11 protein-coding genes, 1 tRNA gene, 1 pseudogene and 1 riboswitch are annotated in these 14,967 nt (G+C 65.1%); of the genes and pseudogenes, 5 read left to right on the forward strand and 8 right to left on the reverse strand.

From position 1 onward, the window contains the following. Positions 1-194 (reverse strand): annotated as a pseudogene (locus tag CAP13_RS00920) (UDP-N-acetylmuramate dehydrogenase); the annotation flags it as partial. A 79-nt stretch (positions 195-273) separates the two neighbouring features. Continuing rightward, positions 274-414, forward strand: a riboswitch (FMN riboswitch). A gap of 4 nt (positions 415-418) precedes the next feature. Between CAP13_RS00920 and CAP13_RS00925 the strand changes: the two are divergent. From CAP13_RS00925 to CAP13_RS00935, 3 genes are read left to right on the forward strand one after another with little or no spacing between them, the layout of a single operon-like run. Then, positions 419-952, forward strand: coding sequence for an ECF transporter S component (locus CAP13_RS00925; protein ID WP_085829801.1), 534 nt, complete (start codon positions 419-421; stop codon positions 950-952). Next, positions 949-2,766, forward strand: a complete 1,818-nt coding sequence (locus CAP13_RS00930; protein WP_085829804.1) for an ABC transporter ATP-binding protein — start codon at positions 949-951, stop codon at positions 2,764-2,766. The genes CAP13_RS00925 and CAP13_RS00930 overlap by 4 nt, the downstream gene beginning before the upstream one ends. Next, a complete protein-coding gene (locus tag CAP13_RS00935) occupies positions 2,750-3,553 on the forward strand; it encodes an energy-coupling factor transporter transmembrane component T family protein (protein WP_085829805.1) in 804 nt (267 codons plus the stop codon). The genes CAP13_RS00930 and CAP13_RS00935 overlap by 17 nt, the downstream gene beginning before the upstream one ends. Before the next feature lie 209 nt (positions 3,554-3,762). On the opposite strand, the gene CAP13_RS00940 is transcribed toward CAP13_RS00935, so the two are convergent. Further along, positions 3,763-4,905, reverse strand: coding sequence for a coiled-coil domain-containing protein (locus tag CAP13_RS00940; RefSeq protein ID WP_245798849.1), 1,143 nt, complete (start codon positions 4,903-4,905; stop codon positions 3,763-3,765). Positions 4,906-5,184: 279 nt separating this feature from the next. Here CAP13_RS00940 and galE point away from each other — a divergent pair, with 279 nt between their 5' ends. Together galE and CAP13_RS00950 are read left to right on the forward strand one after the other, a co-directional pair. Beyond that, on the forward strand, positions 5,185-6,246 hold the full coding sequence (galE, locus tag CAP13_RS00945) for a UDP-glucose 4-epimerase GalE (protein ID WP_085829807.1): 1,062 nt from the start codon (positions 5,185-5,187) through the stop codon (positions 6,244-6,246). Between the two features lie 51 nt (positions 6,247-6,297). Next, a complete protein-coding gene (locus CAP13_RS00950) occupies positions 6,298-7,311 on the forward strand; it encodes a polyprenyl synthetase family protein (protein ID WP_085829808.1) in 1,014 nt (337 codons plus the stop codon). A 20-nt stretch (positions 7,312-7,331) separates the two neighbouring features. Here the strand turns inward: CAP13_RS00950 and CAP13_RS00955 are convergent. The 6 genes from CAP13_RS00955 to CAP13_RS00980 form a co-directional block, all read right to left on the reverse strand. After that, positions 7,332-7,405, reverse strand: a tRNA-Gln gene (locus CAP13_RS00955). 37 nt (positions 7,406-7,442) lie between these two features. Next, a complete protein-coding gene (locus CAP13_RS00960) occupies positions 7,443-8,351 on the reverse strand; it encodes a peptidoglycan-binding domain-containing protein (RefSeq protein ID WP_179184868.1) in 909 nt (302 codons plus the stop codon). A 224-nt stretch (positions 8,352-8,575) separates the two neighbouring features. After that, on the reverse strand, positions 8,576-10,489 hold the full coding sequence (locus CAP13_RS00965) for a carbon starvation CstA family protein (RefSeq protein WP_085829809.1): 1,914 nt from the start codon (positions 10,487-10,489) through the stop codon (positions 8,576-8,578). 337 nt (positions 10,490-10,826) lie between these two features. Beyond that, on the reverse strand, positions 10,827-11,885 hold the full coding sequence (locus CAP13_RS00970; protein ID WP_085829810.1) for a ribonucleotide-diphosphate reductase subunit beta: 1,059 nt from the start codon (positions 11,883-11,885) through the stop codon (positions 10,827-10,829). Between the two features lie 82 nt (positions 11,886-11,967). Then, the gene (locus CAP13_RS00975; RefSeq protein WP_085829811.1) at positions 11,968-12,351 is read right to left on the reverse strand and encodes a DUF488 domain-containing protein; all 384 of its coding nucleotides are present in this window, start codon (positions 12,349-12,351) and stop codon (positions 11,968-11,970) included. 35 nt (positions 12,352-12,386) lie between these two features. Further along, complete coding sequence (locus tag CAP13_RS00980) at positions 12,387-14,921, reverse strand: ribonucleoside-diphosphate reductase subunit alpha (RefSeq protein ID WP_085829812.1); 2,535 nt, start codon at positions 14,919-14,921, stop codon at positions 12,387-12,389. Positions 14,922-14,967: the final 46 nt, after the last annotated feature.

Raw genomic sequence — 14,967 nt, forward strand, 5'->3', positions numbered from 1 at the left:
CCGCCGATCGAGAGGAGATCGAGGACGCGGACGGCCTCTTCAGGGGTGTGCGGGCGCACGAGCACGTCAGCGGGACCGCCGATCTTGAACGTCGTATGCGCCCGCATGGGCTCGACCATGAGCACGTCGTCCTCACCCACAACGGCGGCAAGCGCGCCGAGGAGGTCCTCGTTGAAGCTGTCGTATGCATGCATGGGGCACCCGCTCTCATCGTCTCGTCTCCGAAAACTATACCCCACGCTTGAACAATGCAGCAGAGCGTGTATAGTGTTGCCGTAGTTTCAGGGCGGGGTGAGATTCCCCACCGGCGGTGACTGGCTGTTCATACCATCCAGGAGCCCGCGACCCGCTGCGGCGGTTGACCCGGTGAGATTCCGGGGCCGACGGTTACAGTCCGGACGGAAGAAACGGAGGCCCCATGGGCACCATCAACACCAGAAAAATCGCACTCGCCGGCCTGCTCACGGCTGCATCGCTGATTGCGAGCTTCATTCAGATCCCCCTCATGCCGGCAGCCCCTTGGCTGGCCTACGATCCCTCGGGCATCATCTGCCTCATCGCAGCGCTCGCCTTCGGCCCGAAATTCGGCGCTGCGGTCGCCATCATCTCCTGGCTCCCCCGCGTCTTCCTCGACCCCTTTGGCGCCATCATGGGCACGCTGAACACCTGCGCGTTCGTCATCCTGGCCGCCATCATCTACCAGCGCGGCAAGAGCGGCCGGGCGGCCTCGGTCGCGGGTATGATCGCGGGGGCGGTCGTCGCCGTCGCGCTCTCATGCGCGGCGAACCTCATCGTCACCCCGCTCTACACGGCCGTCACCATGGCCGATGTCGCCGCGATGATCCTCCCCATCCTCCTGCCGTTCAACCTCATCAAGATGGTCATCAACGTCGTGGCGGGCCAGGTCCTGCTCACGCCGGCCATGAATGTCCTCACATCGTCACAGGAATGATGGAAGAAGCTCAGATCGTCATAGAGAACGCCCAGTACGCTTACGGGGAGACTGCCGCGCTCGCCGGCGTTACGCTGCGCATACGCGCCGGCGAGCGCGTCTGCATCCTCGGGAGCAACGGATCCGGCAAGTCAACCCTTCTACAGCTTATGAATGCCCTCGTGCTCGCAAACTCGGGAACGGTCCACGTCATGGGCATCGACCCCGCGGTAGCGGACGGAGCACTCGCGGTGCGCCGCCAGGTCGCCATGGTCTTCCAGCACCCCGAGGACCAGATGGTCACGAGCGTCGTCGCCGATGACGTCGCCTTCGGTCCCGAGAACCTGGGCGTGCCCTCCCCTGAAATCGCCCAGCGGGTGGAGGCCGCCCTTGCGGCCGTCTCCATGTCGGATGAGGCGCGGCGCGATCCCGCCGACCTCTCAGGCGGCCAGAAGCAGCGCGTCGCCATCGCCGGCGCCCTCGCCATGGGGCCGCGGGTCCTTTTGCTCGACGAGCCGGCGGCCATGCTCGACGCTGAGGGGCATCGCGAGATTCATGGGGTCATCGACAGTCTCTCCGGGCACGGCATCACCATCGTGCATGTCACCCACTTCATGGACGACGCCCTCGCCGCCGACCGCGTGGTGGTCATGGACGGGGGACGCGTGGTCATGGACGATACGCCGGCACGGGTCTTCGAGCACCGTGAGATGATCGAGCGACTCGGGCTCGGGCTCCCCTTTCACTTGCGTGTGGCGCATGCCTTGATCGAGCGCGGGCTCGCCGTTCCCCCTGTCACCGACGAGTCGGGCCTTGTGCTCTGGCTCCAAGGGCAGATGCAGGGGTGGAACCGCCCCCAACGTGACTCATCGGCGGCCCATCAGATACAGACCGCGCATGCCACCGGTGCAGAGCCGCCTGTTCTCCAGGACGGGCACCTCGTTCGCGCGCAGGGGGCTGAGGCCGCGCTCGTCTTCGACCATGTCTCCTTCTCCTACGCAGAGCGGGGGAACCGAAACGCCCCTGCGGCCCTGACGGGGTTTAGCTGCTCGCTTATGCCCGGCACCCTCACAGCACTTGTCGGTCGCACTGGATCGGGGAAGTCCACCGTGGCATCGCTCGCCTGCGCCCTCAGGGTGCCCAGCTCTGGCACAGTGAAGGTGGGGGGCATCGACACCACCGACCGCAAACGCCGTCGTGAGCTCAGACGGCTCGTTGGCTTCGTCGCCCAGCTGCCTGAACGCCAGCTCTTCGCCCGCACCATCTTCGAGGATGTCGCCTTCGGTCCGCGCAATCTCGGATGCCCCGATGACGAGGTGGGCGTCCGCGTCCGAACTGCCCTCACCGCCGTGGGGCTCCCCGCCGACGAGGCCTTCCTTGCGCGCTCCCCCTTCGCGCTCTCGGGAGGACAGCGGCACTCCGTCGCCCTCGCCGGCGTGCTCGCCATGCGCCAGCCGATCCTGGTTCTCGACGAGCCCATGGCCGGGCTTGACCCCGCAGGACGGGCGCGGATGCGCTCGCTGCTCCTCAACCTTAAGGAGGCTGGCACCACCCTGCTGCTCATCACGCATTCCATGGAAGATGCCGCCGAGCTCGCCGACCGCGTGATCGCCCTCGAGGCCGGACGGACGGTCGCCGACGGCAGCCCGCGCACGGTTTTCGGTGCCGCCCAGCCGCAGACCCCCGGCATCCCCGCAGCCCTTCGCCTGGCTCGCTCACTTGCAGGCGCCGGCATTCTCCCCGCCGCATCGGAGCCGCCACTCACCTTAGGTGCCCTGGTCGACGCCATCGCGGCTGCCCTGGGGGAGGTGGGGCCCGATGGCGTTGCGCGTTAGCATCGGCCAGTATTACTCCGCCGATTCCCCCATCCACCGCCTGGACCCCCGCGTGAAGCTCATCGTGACGGTGCTCTTCATGATCAGCTGCTTCTTCGTTCGGGACGCCGCGACGCTTGCGGCCGCTGCAGCCGCAGCCGGGGCGACAGCCATCTGCTCCCATGTGCCGCTCGGACGGCTTGCCGCCCAGGTGAGGCCCGTTCTCGCCTTCCTGATCATCACATCCGTCTTCAACCTGTTCTTCATCCAAACAGGTGACGTCCTCCTCTCCGTCGGTCTCGTGTCGATTCACACCGACGGGCTCGCCGCAGCCGTCCTGTTCACCACCCGTTTCGCGTTGCTGCTCATCGGCGGCGGTTTGCTCATGCTCACCACCACGCCCACCGCGCTCTGCGACGCCTTCGAGGCCGTGTTCAAGCCGCTGGAGCGCTTCGGTGCTCCGGTGACCCAGGTGGCGCTCATCCTCTCCATCGGGCTGCGTTTCGTGCCCACGCTTGTTGAGGAGGTCAACGGCGTCATGGCGGCGCAGGCGGCGCGCGGCGCGGACTTCGAGGGCAAGGGGGCCCTCGCCTACGCCCGCGCCTGCGTCCCGCTCATCGTGCCCATCTTCGCGAGCGCACTGCGCCACGCCGACAATCTCGGGCGCGCCATGGACGCCCGATGCTACACCGGGGGAGCAGGCCGCACCCATTATCGCGTCCTCAGCTTCACACCCCGTCGAGACCTCCCCTTCTGCCTGGGATTCACGGCGTATCTGACAGTGCTCGTCGCGTTGCTGGCCATATAGGAGGAGATCGACGCGTCGGGCGCTCGGAGATCCCGATCGGCCCCTGACTGCGTGGCGGCATCCTCCACGAGTGACGCCCCATCCCCACCGATTACCGAATTCGGTGCCCCTCCCATCGGTATGGAGCCGGTACGCAAAAAACACCCCGTGCGCCGCATCCGCGGTACACGGGGTGCTCATGCCAGCAATCGGGACGGCCGAGGGGGCTGCTACGCCTCCAGGTTGAGCCCGTTCGCCCAACCCCAGCGCGGGGTGACGGTGCCGCCGTAGAAGTTGACCCACTGATCGACGTTGATGCTGCGGATGTAGCCGATGTTGTCCATCACCGTGTTGCCGCCCACGTAGATGCCCACGTGACCGTAGATCTGACCTGCCCAGGTGTGCGGGTGAGTGGAGACGGCGATGATCATGCCGACCTTGAGCTTGCTCTTGTCCGAACTCGTGCACCAGGCGTTGTACATGTCATCGGCGTTGCCGTACACGCTGCCGAGGCCGGCGTTCGAGAACACGTAGCTCACCCAGGCGGCGCAGTAGCCGGCACCGGGCGAGGGGGTGGAGCCGCAGGCGCTCACGACGCGCTGCTGGGCGCCGGCACCGGCTGACGCCTGGCTCGTGCCGGAGATGACGCCGGAGGCACCTGAGCTTGAGGAGCTCGAGACCGCGCGGGCCGCGGCGGCTGCCGCGGCAGCCTGGCGGGCGGCCTCCTCGGCCTTGGCGGACTCGAGGATCTCGTCATCGCGCTTGGCGATCAGGGCCTTCACCTCATCGGAAAGGCCGTCGACGAGCTTCTTGACCTCGGTCTTCTTCGCCTTCATCTGCTCGAGCTGGTCGGCCTGGGCCGCCTTCAGGGTCTCAAGCTCGCTCTTCTGCGACTCGAGGTTGGTGCGCTGTTCCTCCAGGGTCTTCTGGATGGTGTTGACCTCGTTGATGGCCTTCTGATCGCTCTCATTTACCTTGTTGACGTAGAAAGCCTTGGAGACCAGGTCCTCGAAGGAGGTGGAGGACAAGATCATAGCGAGCGCGTCGGCGTCGCCGGCCTTGTAGTTGCTGGAGACGCGCGTTGAGAGAACGGACTGCTTCTTCTCGAGTTCGGCCTGCTTCTCGTCAATCTCGGCCTGCGTGGTGTCGATCTGACCCTGGACATCCTCGATCTGAGAGATCGTCTTGTCCTGCTGCTCGGAAAGCGACTGGAACTGAGCGGAGAGCTCGTTCATCTGCGCTTGGACTTTCTCATACTCCGCCTGCGCGGTGGCGAGGGCCTGCTTGGTCTCGTCCGTGGCGTCTGCGGCGCGGGCGCGCACGGGGTTGGCGAAGAGAACGGCGGCGCCTGCGGCAGCGAAGAGCGTTTTCATGGCTGAACGGCGCGAGACCCCAACCTGGTACGCGGCTGCGAGAACGGCATCCGTCGAGGTACGGGCTCGGAAACGATCATTTGGCGTTGACATATAGACTCCAGTTTTTGTGCGTATGAATATGTTTCGGTCAAATGTGCTCTCTAAGGATAGCGCATGAGCGGGCGCGCGACCAATCTCCATGAAGCGCCGACAGCGGCCGTTCTCATGCCCGGGTGCACGTCGAACTCGGTCGCGCGGTATACTTCACTGCAATGCGCGCGTGCGGAAGGAGCACCCATGTCCGAAACCCTCAAGCCCGAAGACACCTGCGTCCTGGTCACGGGAGGCGCTGGGTTCATCGGCTCGCACACCGTGGTCGAGCTCCTGAATCGCGGATACCGGACGGTGGTCGTCGACGACCTCTCCAATGCGAGCGAGGTGGCCCTCGAGCGCGTCCGCGAGATCGTCGGGGAGCAGCATGCGGCAAACCTCACCTTCTACCAGGAGAATGTTCTCGACCGCGCCGCGCTCGAGCGCATCTTCACCGCCCACCGCATCGACCGCGTGATCCACTTCGCCGGCTTCAAGGCCGTGGGAGAGAGCGTCACGAAGCCCATCGAGTACTACCACAACAACATCGAGAGCACCCTCGCCCTCGTTGACACCATGCGCGCCCACGGCTGCAAGTCAATCATCTTCTCGAGCTCCTCGACCGTCTATGGAGACCCGGACAACCCGCCGGTGACGGAGGAGTCGCCCAAGAAGATGGCCACCAACCCCTACGGCTGGACCAAATGGATGATCGAGCAGATCCTCACCGATATCCACACCGCCGACCCCAACTGGAACGTCGTGCTCCTGCGTTACTTCAACCCCATCGGCGCCCACGAGTCAGGGCTTATGGGTGAGGACCCCAAGGGCATCCCGAACAACCTCGTCCCCTACGTGGCCCAGGTCGCCGTCGGCAAGCTCGAGGCTGTCCAGGTCTTCGGGGATGATTACCCCACGCCTGACGGCACAGGGGTGCGCGATTACATCCATGTCGTCGATCTTGCGACCGGTCATGTCGCCGCGCTGAACTGGATGAACGGGCGCACCGGCGTTGAGGTCTTCAACCTGGGAACCGGCACGGGGACCTCGGTCCTCGAGGTCATCCACGCCTTCGAGAAGGCCTGTGGGCACGAGATCCCCTATGCGGTCAAGCCGCGTCGCGCCGGCGACATCGCCGCCAACTGGTGCGACGCGAGCAAGGCCGAACGCGAGATGGGCTGGAAGGCTCAGTTCGACATCGCCGACATGTGCCGCGACTCCTGGCGCTGGCAGTCCCAGAACCCGGACGGCTACCGCACCGAGCGCTAGCGAAACGCCTGCCCCGCACCCGCCCCGTCTCGTAGAAGAGAGCGACCACGCGTGAAGAATCCCTTCGTCAGCTTCCTGGAACAGCATGTAGCTGAGATCAACGCCCATCTCATCCAGGCCTTCCAGGGGCAGACCGAGAACGCCGACATCGACGCCTACCTCTACGCGCCGCTCGCACGGTTCGCGCAGACGGCCGGCAAGCGCCACCGCCCCCTGATCTGCATGCTCGCCTGCCAGGCGGTGGGCGGGGAGTTCGAGCGCGCCCTCAGCGCCGCGACGGCCATCGAGCACTTTCAGAGCGCGGCCCTCATCCATGACGACATCGCCGACCACGGCACGCTTCGGCGCGGTGAGCCCTGCATGTACCTCACCGCCGGCGAGGGCATCGCGATCAACTGCGGTGACCTCGCGCTCTCGCTGGTGACCGGGGCCGTGCTGCGGGATGCAGCCCTTGATGATGCCTTGAAGGTCCGGCTCCTCCATGAGCTGGTCGACATGACGACGCGGACCATCGAGGGACAGGCCCTCGATCTCGGCTGGGTGCGCGACGAGCGCTTCGATCTGAGCGTTGACGACTATCTCACCATGGCGACGTTGAAGACCGCCCACTACAGCGGCGCCACGCCTTTGGCCTGCGGGGCCATTATCGGCGGCGGCACCGAGGAGCAGGTGACCGCCCTCAGGTCCTTCGGCCTCGACACCGGGCTCGCCTTCCAGATCCAAGACGACCTGCTGAACCTGATTGGCGAGAAGAACGGCCGCGAGAAGGATTTCCGCACCGACATCACCGAGGGCAAACGCACCCTCGTAGCAGTTCACGCGCTGTCGGACCCGCAGCACCACGACGAGATCGAAGCGATCCTACGCGCCGGCACAAAGGACGAGGCAATGCTCGCGCGTGCGGTGGAGCTCTTCGAGGAGACGGGCTCGATCGCGTTCGCACGCGCCAAAGCCGAAGCGCTCATCGCACGCGCCAAGGCGACACTTTCACCCGTGAAGCTCGAACCGGGCTGCAAGAAGCTCCTCATGGACATGGCGGATTTCTTCGTGAGCCGTCTGCGGTAGCAAGCTTTTCGGCCAAAAAATGGCTGGGGCAGAGGGATTCGAACCCCCGTAACCGGCACCAAAAACCGGGGTCCTGCCGCTGGACGATGCCCCAACACCTGCGGCTCAGCCGCTGAAACAGTGTAGCGTATCTACTCGCTCAGCGCATCGCAAACGCCGTCGAGCAGACGGACCGCGAGGGTCTGCGCATCGTTTGAGGTGAACTGCCCGTAGCTCGACGCCCCTGTGAGCTCCAGGCGCAGCCGTGCGGGCGTGCGCTTGGATGCGGCCACCGCGGTGCGGATACGCTGGGAAAGGTTGCCCGTCTCGCTGAGCACGATCGTTGCCCGTGGCTCCGCGTCATCGGGTAGCGGGTTGCTCGCGATATGGAAGATGACATCGACATCCTGCGGGGCCACGCTGTCGTAGAGGACCATGCCGCTGTTGTTCGTGGTGGCCGAGGCGATGTTCCACATGCGCGACGCGATGTTGCGTGCGATGGCGTCCTCGCCGCCCACGGCGACGCGCACCTGCTCGAGCACGGTCGCGGCACGAGCGAACCCGGTGCGGGCGTCGGGGCCGAGCTCAACCACCGAGGGCTTTCCATCCCAGATGTGCTTGAGCCGGTTGATGTAGCTGAAGGTGTCCTGGAAGGCCATGCCGTCGGCGAACAGGCCCACGTTCTCCTGAAACTGCTGGAGCGCTGCCTCGGTATGCGGTCCGAAGCAGCCGTCGTCCTCGCCACATGCGAAGCCCAGGGTGTTCAGCGCCTGCTGCAGGGCGCGGACATCGGCGCCGTGAAAATTGGGGAGGCGCAGATAAAGCGTGCGATCGCCAAGCCTGTACGAGGCGTCGACCAAGGCGCTCCATGCGGGAGCATCCACCTCGTCGCCGTCTGCGAGCCCCTGATCCCCGCGGAAGGCGCGGACCGCATCCGCTGTCGAGGGCCCGAACGACTGCGCGGCGATCTCGTCCTCGGCAACCTCGAACCCCAGGCCGACCAGGCGCGTCTGCACATCTTCAACAGCAGGGCCTGACATCCCCCGCGTAATCGGATCCATCGCAACCCCCTTTCCTCCGACGCCGAGTCACTCTGGGCCCGTGTCGCAATCCCATGGCGAGGCCATGCGCCGGTAATCTTGAACAAGGATACCCGAAACGCACGCGGCGCGAATCCTCTCCACCCCACGCGCAGATCACCCCGCAGACACGCGAAGCCGGCAAAAGGCCCGACACCCACAAGGGCATCGGGCCTCAGGAAGCACTCAGGTGCGCGTTGATGCCGTTATGCGGTGACGGCATCTCCAGCGTCCGGCATCTCCGCTCGCTCCACATTCACGGTGGCGCGACCGAGCTCCGTCCACTCCTCCGGCTCATCGGGCAGGGACCCCGCCTTCTTCACCACAAGCTCGCGCAGGCAGCGCACCGCCACGATCACGCCGAGCACCATGAGCAACAGGGCGAACACGAGCTGCAGTCCCTTCGTCGCCGCCACCGACACCAGGACATCGGGCGTAGCCGCGGAAGCCGGCATCATCCCGAAGAACCCGTAGGTGCTCACTGCCGTGAAGCACCCGAGCACGCTCTGCACCAGCGAGGTGAAGGTGCAGCAAAGCAGGAAGGCCACCGGCACCCAGAGCATCCAGCCACGCCGCCCGGTGCACTTGCAGAAGACCGCGAGCGTGATCATCGTCATGCCGCCGAGCAGCTGGTTGGATGCGCCGAAGAGCGGCCAGATGTTGGCATAGCCGCCGAACGCCAGGGCGAGCCCGGGCAGGAGGGTCACAACCGTCGCGAACCAGGGATTCATGAGGATCCGAACCGCGCCGCGGCGATCATTCGCATCCACCGCGCGAGCGTCGTTGCCACTCGCGAAGAATTCGGAGAACGAGGCGCGGGCGATACGGGCGACCGCGTCGAGCGAGGTCAGGGCCAAGGCTGAGACGCACATCGTCATGAAGACCGTCGCCACGGTCGCATTCACGCCGAACGCCTGCATGCCGCGGGAGATACCGGCGGCGAAGATCTGGAAGGGCGTTGAGGGGACCCCGCCGTTCAGAGCGCCCGTCCCTGCGGTGTTCATATCAGCGAACATGATGCCCGCGACCACCACGGCGAGCACAGCCACGAAGGACTCGACGATCATGGCGCCGTAGCCGACCTTCACCGCATCAGACTCGCGCTCGACCTGCTTCGAAGAGGTACCAGAAGACACCAGGCTGTGGAATCCCGAGAGCGCACCGCAGGCCACGGATACGAAGAGCACCGGGAAGAGGCTGCTCCCCGCAGCCGAGAGCTTGGCCATCGTCTCGCTGTCCACCACCATGGGCGCGGTGATCGTCGCCTGCCCCACGGTGCCCAGCACGGCCACGCCGAGCACCGCCGCCGCGATCATGGCCATCATGAGGATGCTCGTGAGGTAGTCGCGCGGGGTCTTGAGCGCCTGGATCGGCATGGCGCTGGCGAAGACCAGGTAGACCATGATGACGGCAAACCAGCCGAGCTTATCGAGGTAGATGGGGAACTGCATCCCCACGGCGAAGATCGCGACGATGGAGACGAGAGCGACGGCGAACTCCTTGGCGCCGCTGAGGCTGAACCGGCGGCAGGCCCATCCGAAGGCCATCGCCGCGAAGGTGAAGAGCAGCGAGATCGTGCCCGCGGTCCCGGCGGCATACGAGGGGTTCGACGCGTCCACGCCCAGGCCGACGCCGGCTGCGGCCCCCTCCGCCATCCGGAAGGTCCCGGCGACCATATCCGTGAAAGCAGCGATGACGATGATGCAGAACAGCCAGCAGAACAGCAGGAACAACCGACGCCCCGTCTTGCCGATGTAGGTCTCGATGAGCTGGGCGAGCGATTTCCCGTTGTTCCTCATCGAGGCGTAGAGTGCCCCGAAGTCGTGCACGGCGCCGAAGAAGATGCCGCCCACGAGCACCCAGAGCATCACCGGCAGCCAGCCGAACATCATCGCGACGATCGTGCCGGTGACCGGCCCGGCCCCGCAGATGGAGCTGAACTGGTGGGCGAAGACCGTGAAGCCCGATGCGGGCTCGAAATCGCGACCGTCCCGCATCCGGCGCGCCGGGGTGATGCGCGTGTCGTCAACGCCCCAGGTCCGGGCCAGCCATCGCCCATAGAGGAGGTACCCTGCGGCGAGTACCACCGCAGCCACCGCTATTACCGCAACACCGTTCATCCTCGTTCCCCTTCCCTCTTGAGGGTCTTCGCGATAGAAAAAGACGGGGCCGTCGATTCGATTCGACGGCCCCGTCTCATAGTCTCAGCCGCCCGCTATCCACGCGGGCGACCTATGTCAGCCCGCGCTAGATAATGATCACGCTGATAATCTGTAGCTGGAGCTGGTTCATCGCTGGAAGATCCCTTCTTCGCGCACCGCCTTCACGCGTGTGCGCCTCTGCTGCCACTCCTCTTTGGTGGAGTGAGGATGAGTGTGGCCCTTTTGTATCCGCACGTCAAATCGCGTGTTTCAAAACGATTTCACCGCGCGGCGGCCTGCGGGCCGATCTCCTATCTTACAGATCATCTACCAGCGCCGTTGATTTCGCATACGCGGTGGACCGAGCCTCGAAGAAGTCGGTTTTGACCATGTTGGCGTTGGAGTACTGGCTGACCCAGGCCATGTTCTCCGGCTCGCGCTCATACCCCTCGAAGAGCGTGCCGAAGCCAAGCGAGTGCCAGCGCAGGTTGCCGAGGTACTTGATGTAGTCGGTCACCATGTCGTGCGTGAGGCCGGAGATGCGGTCGTCGATGACGTAGTGGCCCCAGGCGATCTCCTGGCGCACCCCCTCCTCGAGCATGGCGCGCAGCTCCGCCACCGTCTCATCGTCGAACAGCTGGGGCTCCTCGCGCTTGAGCTCGAGGATGATGCTGCGGAAGAGCCAGAGGTGCGTGTTCTCGTCACGGTTGATGTAGCGGATCTCCTGGGCGCTCCCGGGCATCTTGCCGTTGCGCGCGAGGTTGTAGAAGAACATGAACCCCGAGTAGAAGTAGACGCCCTCGAGGATGAAGTTGGCCATCATCACCTTGAGGAGGGTCCGCACGTCCTTCTTCTCCATGAAGGCGTTGTACTGATCGCCGATGAAGGTGTTGCGGCGCAGCAGGTGCTCGTCGTTTTTCCACTGGTAGAGGATGTCGTTGCGCTGCTCCGGACTGCAGATGGTGTCCAGCATGTAGCTGTAGCTCTGCGAGTGGACGCACTCCTGGAAGGTCTGGATGTGCAGGCAGAGGTTCACCTCGTTGGCCGTGATGTACTCGGCCACGTTGGGGAGGTTCGCCGACTGCAGCGAGTCGAGGAACACGAGGAAGGAGAGGATCTTGTCGTAGGCTGTGCGCTCGGCCTCAGTGAGGTGCGGGTAGTCCTTGACGTCCTGCGAGAGGTTGATCTCCTCGGGGATCCAGAAGTTGTTCATGGCCTGGCGGTACCAGTCCGACACCCACGGATACTTCAAATTGTTGAAGTCGTTGAGGTTCGTGGAGTTCCCGCCGATCATGCGGCGGTCGCGCACCTCCGTGTCGCCGTCGGGGTTGAACAGCGGGGTGCGGATGAGCTGGTCGGTGGCGTCAAGTGTCATGAAGCTTCCCTTCTCTATCAACTTCACCCAGGTGAAACCTGGCATCTTCCGATATCGACCTCATGCGCGGAACAGGGGCACGCTACGCCTGGGCGCCCTTCCCCTGTTGGTCATCGAGCCACGCCTTGAGCACGAGCGCATGGTTGACCGCCGGGTCGTGCGCGGCGTACAGCAGGGTCACCCGACCGCCGGCAGCACCGACCTCAGCGCAGTGGGCCGCGAACGCGGCAGCGTCCTCAGAGCCGTCCAACTCCTCACGGTAGCGCTCGGTAAACGCCGCAAAGCGCTCCGGATCGTGTCCAAACCACTTCCTGAGCTCCGGCGAGGGCGCGACCTCCTTGTTCCACGCATCAAGGCGGGCTCGCTCGCGTGATACCCCGCGTGGCCAGAGGCGATCGACGAGAACGCGCTCGCCGTCCTCCGGAGCCGGGTCCTCATAGATCCGCTTGATCTCAACACCCGCCATGCCACGCCCCTTCCCGGCGCCGCCCGAACCGGCGCCTAGCTGCTGCAGCTCTCGCACTCCTCGACCTCAAGCGACTTGCTGCGGATATAGTAGACCGTCTTCACGCCCGCGCGCCATGCCAGGAGGTAGAGGTCGAGCACCTGGCGCATGGTGTAATCGTTCGTGACATAGAGGTTCACCGACTGAGCCTGGTCAATGTGGCGCTGGCGAACGCCGGAGGCGCGTATGCTCCACGACTGGTCGATCAGATGGGCCGGCTTGTAATACCAATAGGTCTCCAGGGAGAGCTCAGGTGCCACGCGCGGCAACATGCTGCCCTTCTTCTCCTCAAGGAAGAAGCGCTTCATGACCGGGTCGACGCCGGCGGTGGTGCCGGAGAGGATGGATGTCGAGCTCGTGGGTGCGATGGCGAGCAGGTAGGCGTTGCGCATGCCCTGGGAGGCCACGCGCTTCGCCGTCTCCTGCCAGGCCGGCGAGGTGTAGCCGCGCTTCTCGAAGTATGCGCCGGTCTGCCAGTCGCTGCCCTCGAACAGCTTGTAGCTGCCCTTCTCGGCCGCCAGCGCGCTCGAGGCCTCGATCGCCGCGCGGTTGATGCGCTCGAACACGTCATCCACGAAGGAGAGGTGCTCCTCGCTCTCCCAGGCGATCCCGCGCTTGGCGAGCATGTGGTGGTAGCCCGACACGCCCAGGCCGATGCTGCGGTAGGTGTGGTTCGTGATCTTCGCGTAGGGCAGGGCGTAGAAATTGAGATCGATCACATTGTCGAGGGCGCGTACGACCGTCTCGACGGTGCGGGACAGGTAGGCGTCGTCCTCCACGGGTAGGTGACCGAGGGAGAGGCTCGCCAGATTGCAGACGACGAAGTCGCCGGGGCGGGTGGTCGAGACCACCACGGTGTCGCCGTCCTCGGTGACGATCTCGCGCGAGACCTGCTCGATCTCACTGGTGTTCTGGGCGATCTCCGTGCAGAGGTTCGAGCAGTAGATGATGCCCGCATGGGGGTTGGGGTTCGCACGGTTCACCGTATCGCGCATGAAGGTGAAGGGGGTGCCCGTCTCGACGGCGCTCTTGAGCACGAGGCGGACGATGTCCTTGATGCTCATGACGCGCTTGGGGATGCGGGCGTCGGCAACGCAGTCATGGTAGCGCCGCTCCCACTCCTCGCCGAAATAATCCTCGAGCGCATAGCCCTTCACCGTGAGGATGTCATGCGGGCACATGAGGTACCAGTCCTGGTCGAGGTCCTCCTCGGCCATCTTCCAGAAGAGGTCGGGGTAGGAGACCGCGGGGAAGACATCGTGCGCCTTCATGCGGTCGTCACCGTTGTTGGTGCGCAGCTGCAGGAACTCGGGCAGATCGCGATGCCAGGCGTCGAGGTACACGGCAACCGCGCCCTGACGGACGCCGAGCTGGTCGACGGCGACGGCTGTGTCGTTGATCACGCGGATCCACCTGATCACGCCGCCGGCCGCCCCCTGAAAGCCGCGGATGGAGCCGCCGGTGGCGCGCACCTTGCCGAGGTACATGCCCATGCCGCCGCCGAACTTGGAGACCTGGGCGAAATTGTCGATGCTGCGGTAGATGCCCTCGAGGCTGTCGGGCACCGTGTCGATGAAGCAGCTCGACAGCTGGTGCTGGGGCTTGCGCGCGTTGGAGAGCGTCGGGGTGGCCATGGTCACCTCGAGCTTGGAGAGCATGTCGTAGAAGCGACGGACCCAGCTGAGGCGGTCCCCCGTCTCGTTCATGGCGAGGTGCAGCGAGATGCCGAGGAACATCTCCTGGGGGCTCTCCAGCGGCTCGCGGCGGTGCGAGCAGACCACATAGCGCTTGATGAGGAGGTCGAGGCCCGAATAGGTGAAGAGGGCGTCCCGCTCCTCGTCGATGAAGGTGGCCGCCTCGGCGATCTCCTCGGGTGTGTACCGCTCAAGGATGTAATCGCCGTACAGGCCTTGGTCCGTGAGATAGCGGAGCTTGTCGTAGAGGGTCGTGAGCCCGTGTGCCGCCTCCATGGCCGCAAGGTCGCGGTGGAAGGAGAAGGCGAGGATGCGCGCGGCGATGAACTCCCAGCGCGGGGCCTCCTGGCTCGTGAGCTCGACAGCGGCCCTGGTGAGGGCGGCCAGGCGCTCCTCAACTGACATGTCGGCCTTCATGAAGCTGCGGAACTTCGCAGCGAGGTTCGCGAGGGCGTAGACCTTGCGATCGAAGTCGCGCGCGATACCCACGAGGACGGGCTCGAGCTCGGGAGCGCCCGCCTCAAGCGCGATCACATGCCGCTCGGAGCGCTCCTCGGCGCGCTGGTGGCGGTAGAGGATGTACCCCTTCGCCTCATCGAAGTAACCGTGCTCCATAAGGGAGCGCTCGACCTGGTCCTGGATGGCCTCAACGGAGGCCGGCCCGTTCTGCCCCACGGCCTCCTCGATCCCGATGAGGAGCTCGCCTGCGATATCGGCGAACTCGGCGCCCGTGGGATCGGAGGCCTCGCGGACGTCGGCGAAGGCGCGGCAGATGGCGGAGACAATCTTCTGACCGTCGTAGGGCTCCACGCGGCCGTCGCGTTTGGTGATATTCATAAACCCTCCTTGGGTTTTATCGTTCAATGCAGCAAGCACAGGCAAG

Origin of the sequence: Collinsella vaginalis (assembly GCF_900176655.1) — a bacterium.
GTDB classification, from domain to species: Bacteria; Actinomycetota; Coriobacteriia; order Coriobacteriales; family Coriobacteriaceae; genus Collinsella; species Collinsella vaginalis.

Bases quoted from the DNA above. Each gene is read 5' to 3' on its own strand.
- CAP13_RS00925 (WP_085829801.1), top strand. From the start codon at position 419: ATGGGCACCATCAACACCAGAAAAATCGCACTCGCCGGCCTGCTCACG.
- CAP13_RS00960 (WP_179184868.1), bottom strand. From the start codon at position 8,351: ATGGATCCGATTACGCGGGGGATGTCAGGCCCTGCTGTTGAAGATGTG.
- CAP13_RS00935 (WP_085829805.1), top strand. From the start codon at position 2,750: ATGGCGTTGCGCGTTAGCATCGGCCAGTATTACTCCGCCGATTCCCCC.
- CAP13_RS00970 (WP_085829810.1), bottom strand. From the start codon at position 11,885: ATGACACTTGACGCCACCGACCAGCTCATCCGCACCCCGCTGTTCAAC.
- galE (WP_085829807.1), top strand. From the start codon at position 5,185: ATGTCCGAAACCCTCAAGCCCGAAGACACCTGCGTCCTGGTCACGGGA.
- CAP13_RS00940 (WP_245798849.1), bottom strand. From the start codon at position 4,905: ATGAAAACGCTCTTCGCTGCCGCAGGCGCCGCCGTTCTCTTCGCCAAC.
- CAP13_RS00965 (WP_085829809.1), bottom strand. From the start codon at position 10,489: ATGAACGGTGTTGCGGTAATAGCGGTGGCTGCGGTGGTACTCGCCGCA.
- CAP13_RS00980 (WP_085829812.1), bottom strand. From the start codon at position 14,921: ATGAATATCACCAAACGCGACGGCCGCGTGGAGCCCTACGACGGTCAG.
- CAP13_RS00930 (WP_085829804.1), top strand. From the start codon at position 949: ATGATGGAAGAAGCTCAGATCGTCATAGAGAACGCCCAGTACGCTTAC.
- CAP13_RS00975 (WP_085829811.1), bottom strand. From the start codon at position 12,351: ATGGCGGGTGTTGAGATCAAGCGGATCTATGAGGACCCGGCTCCGGAG.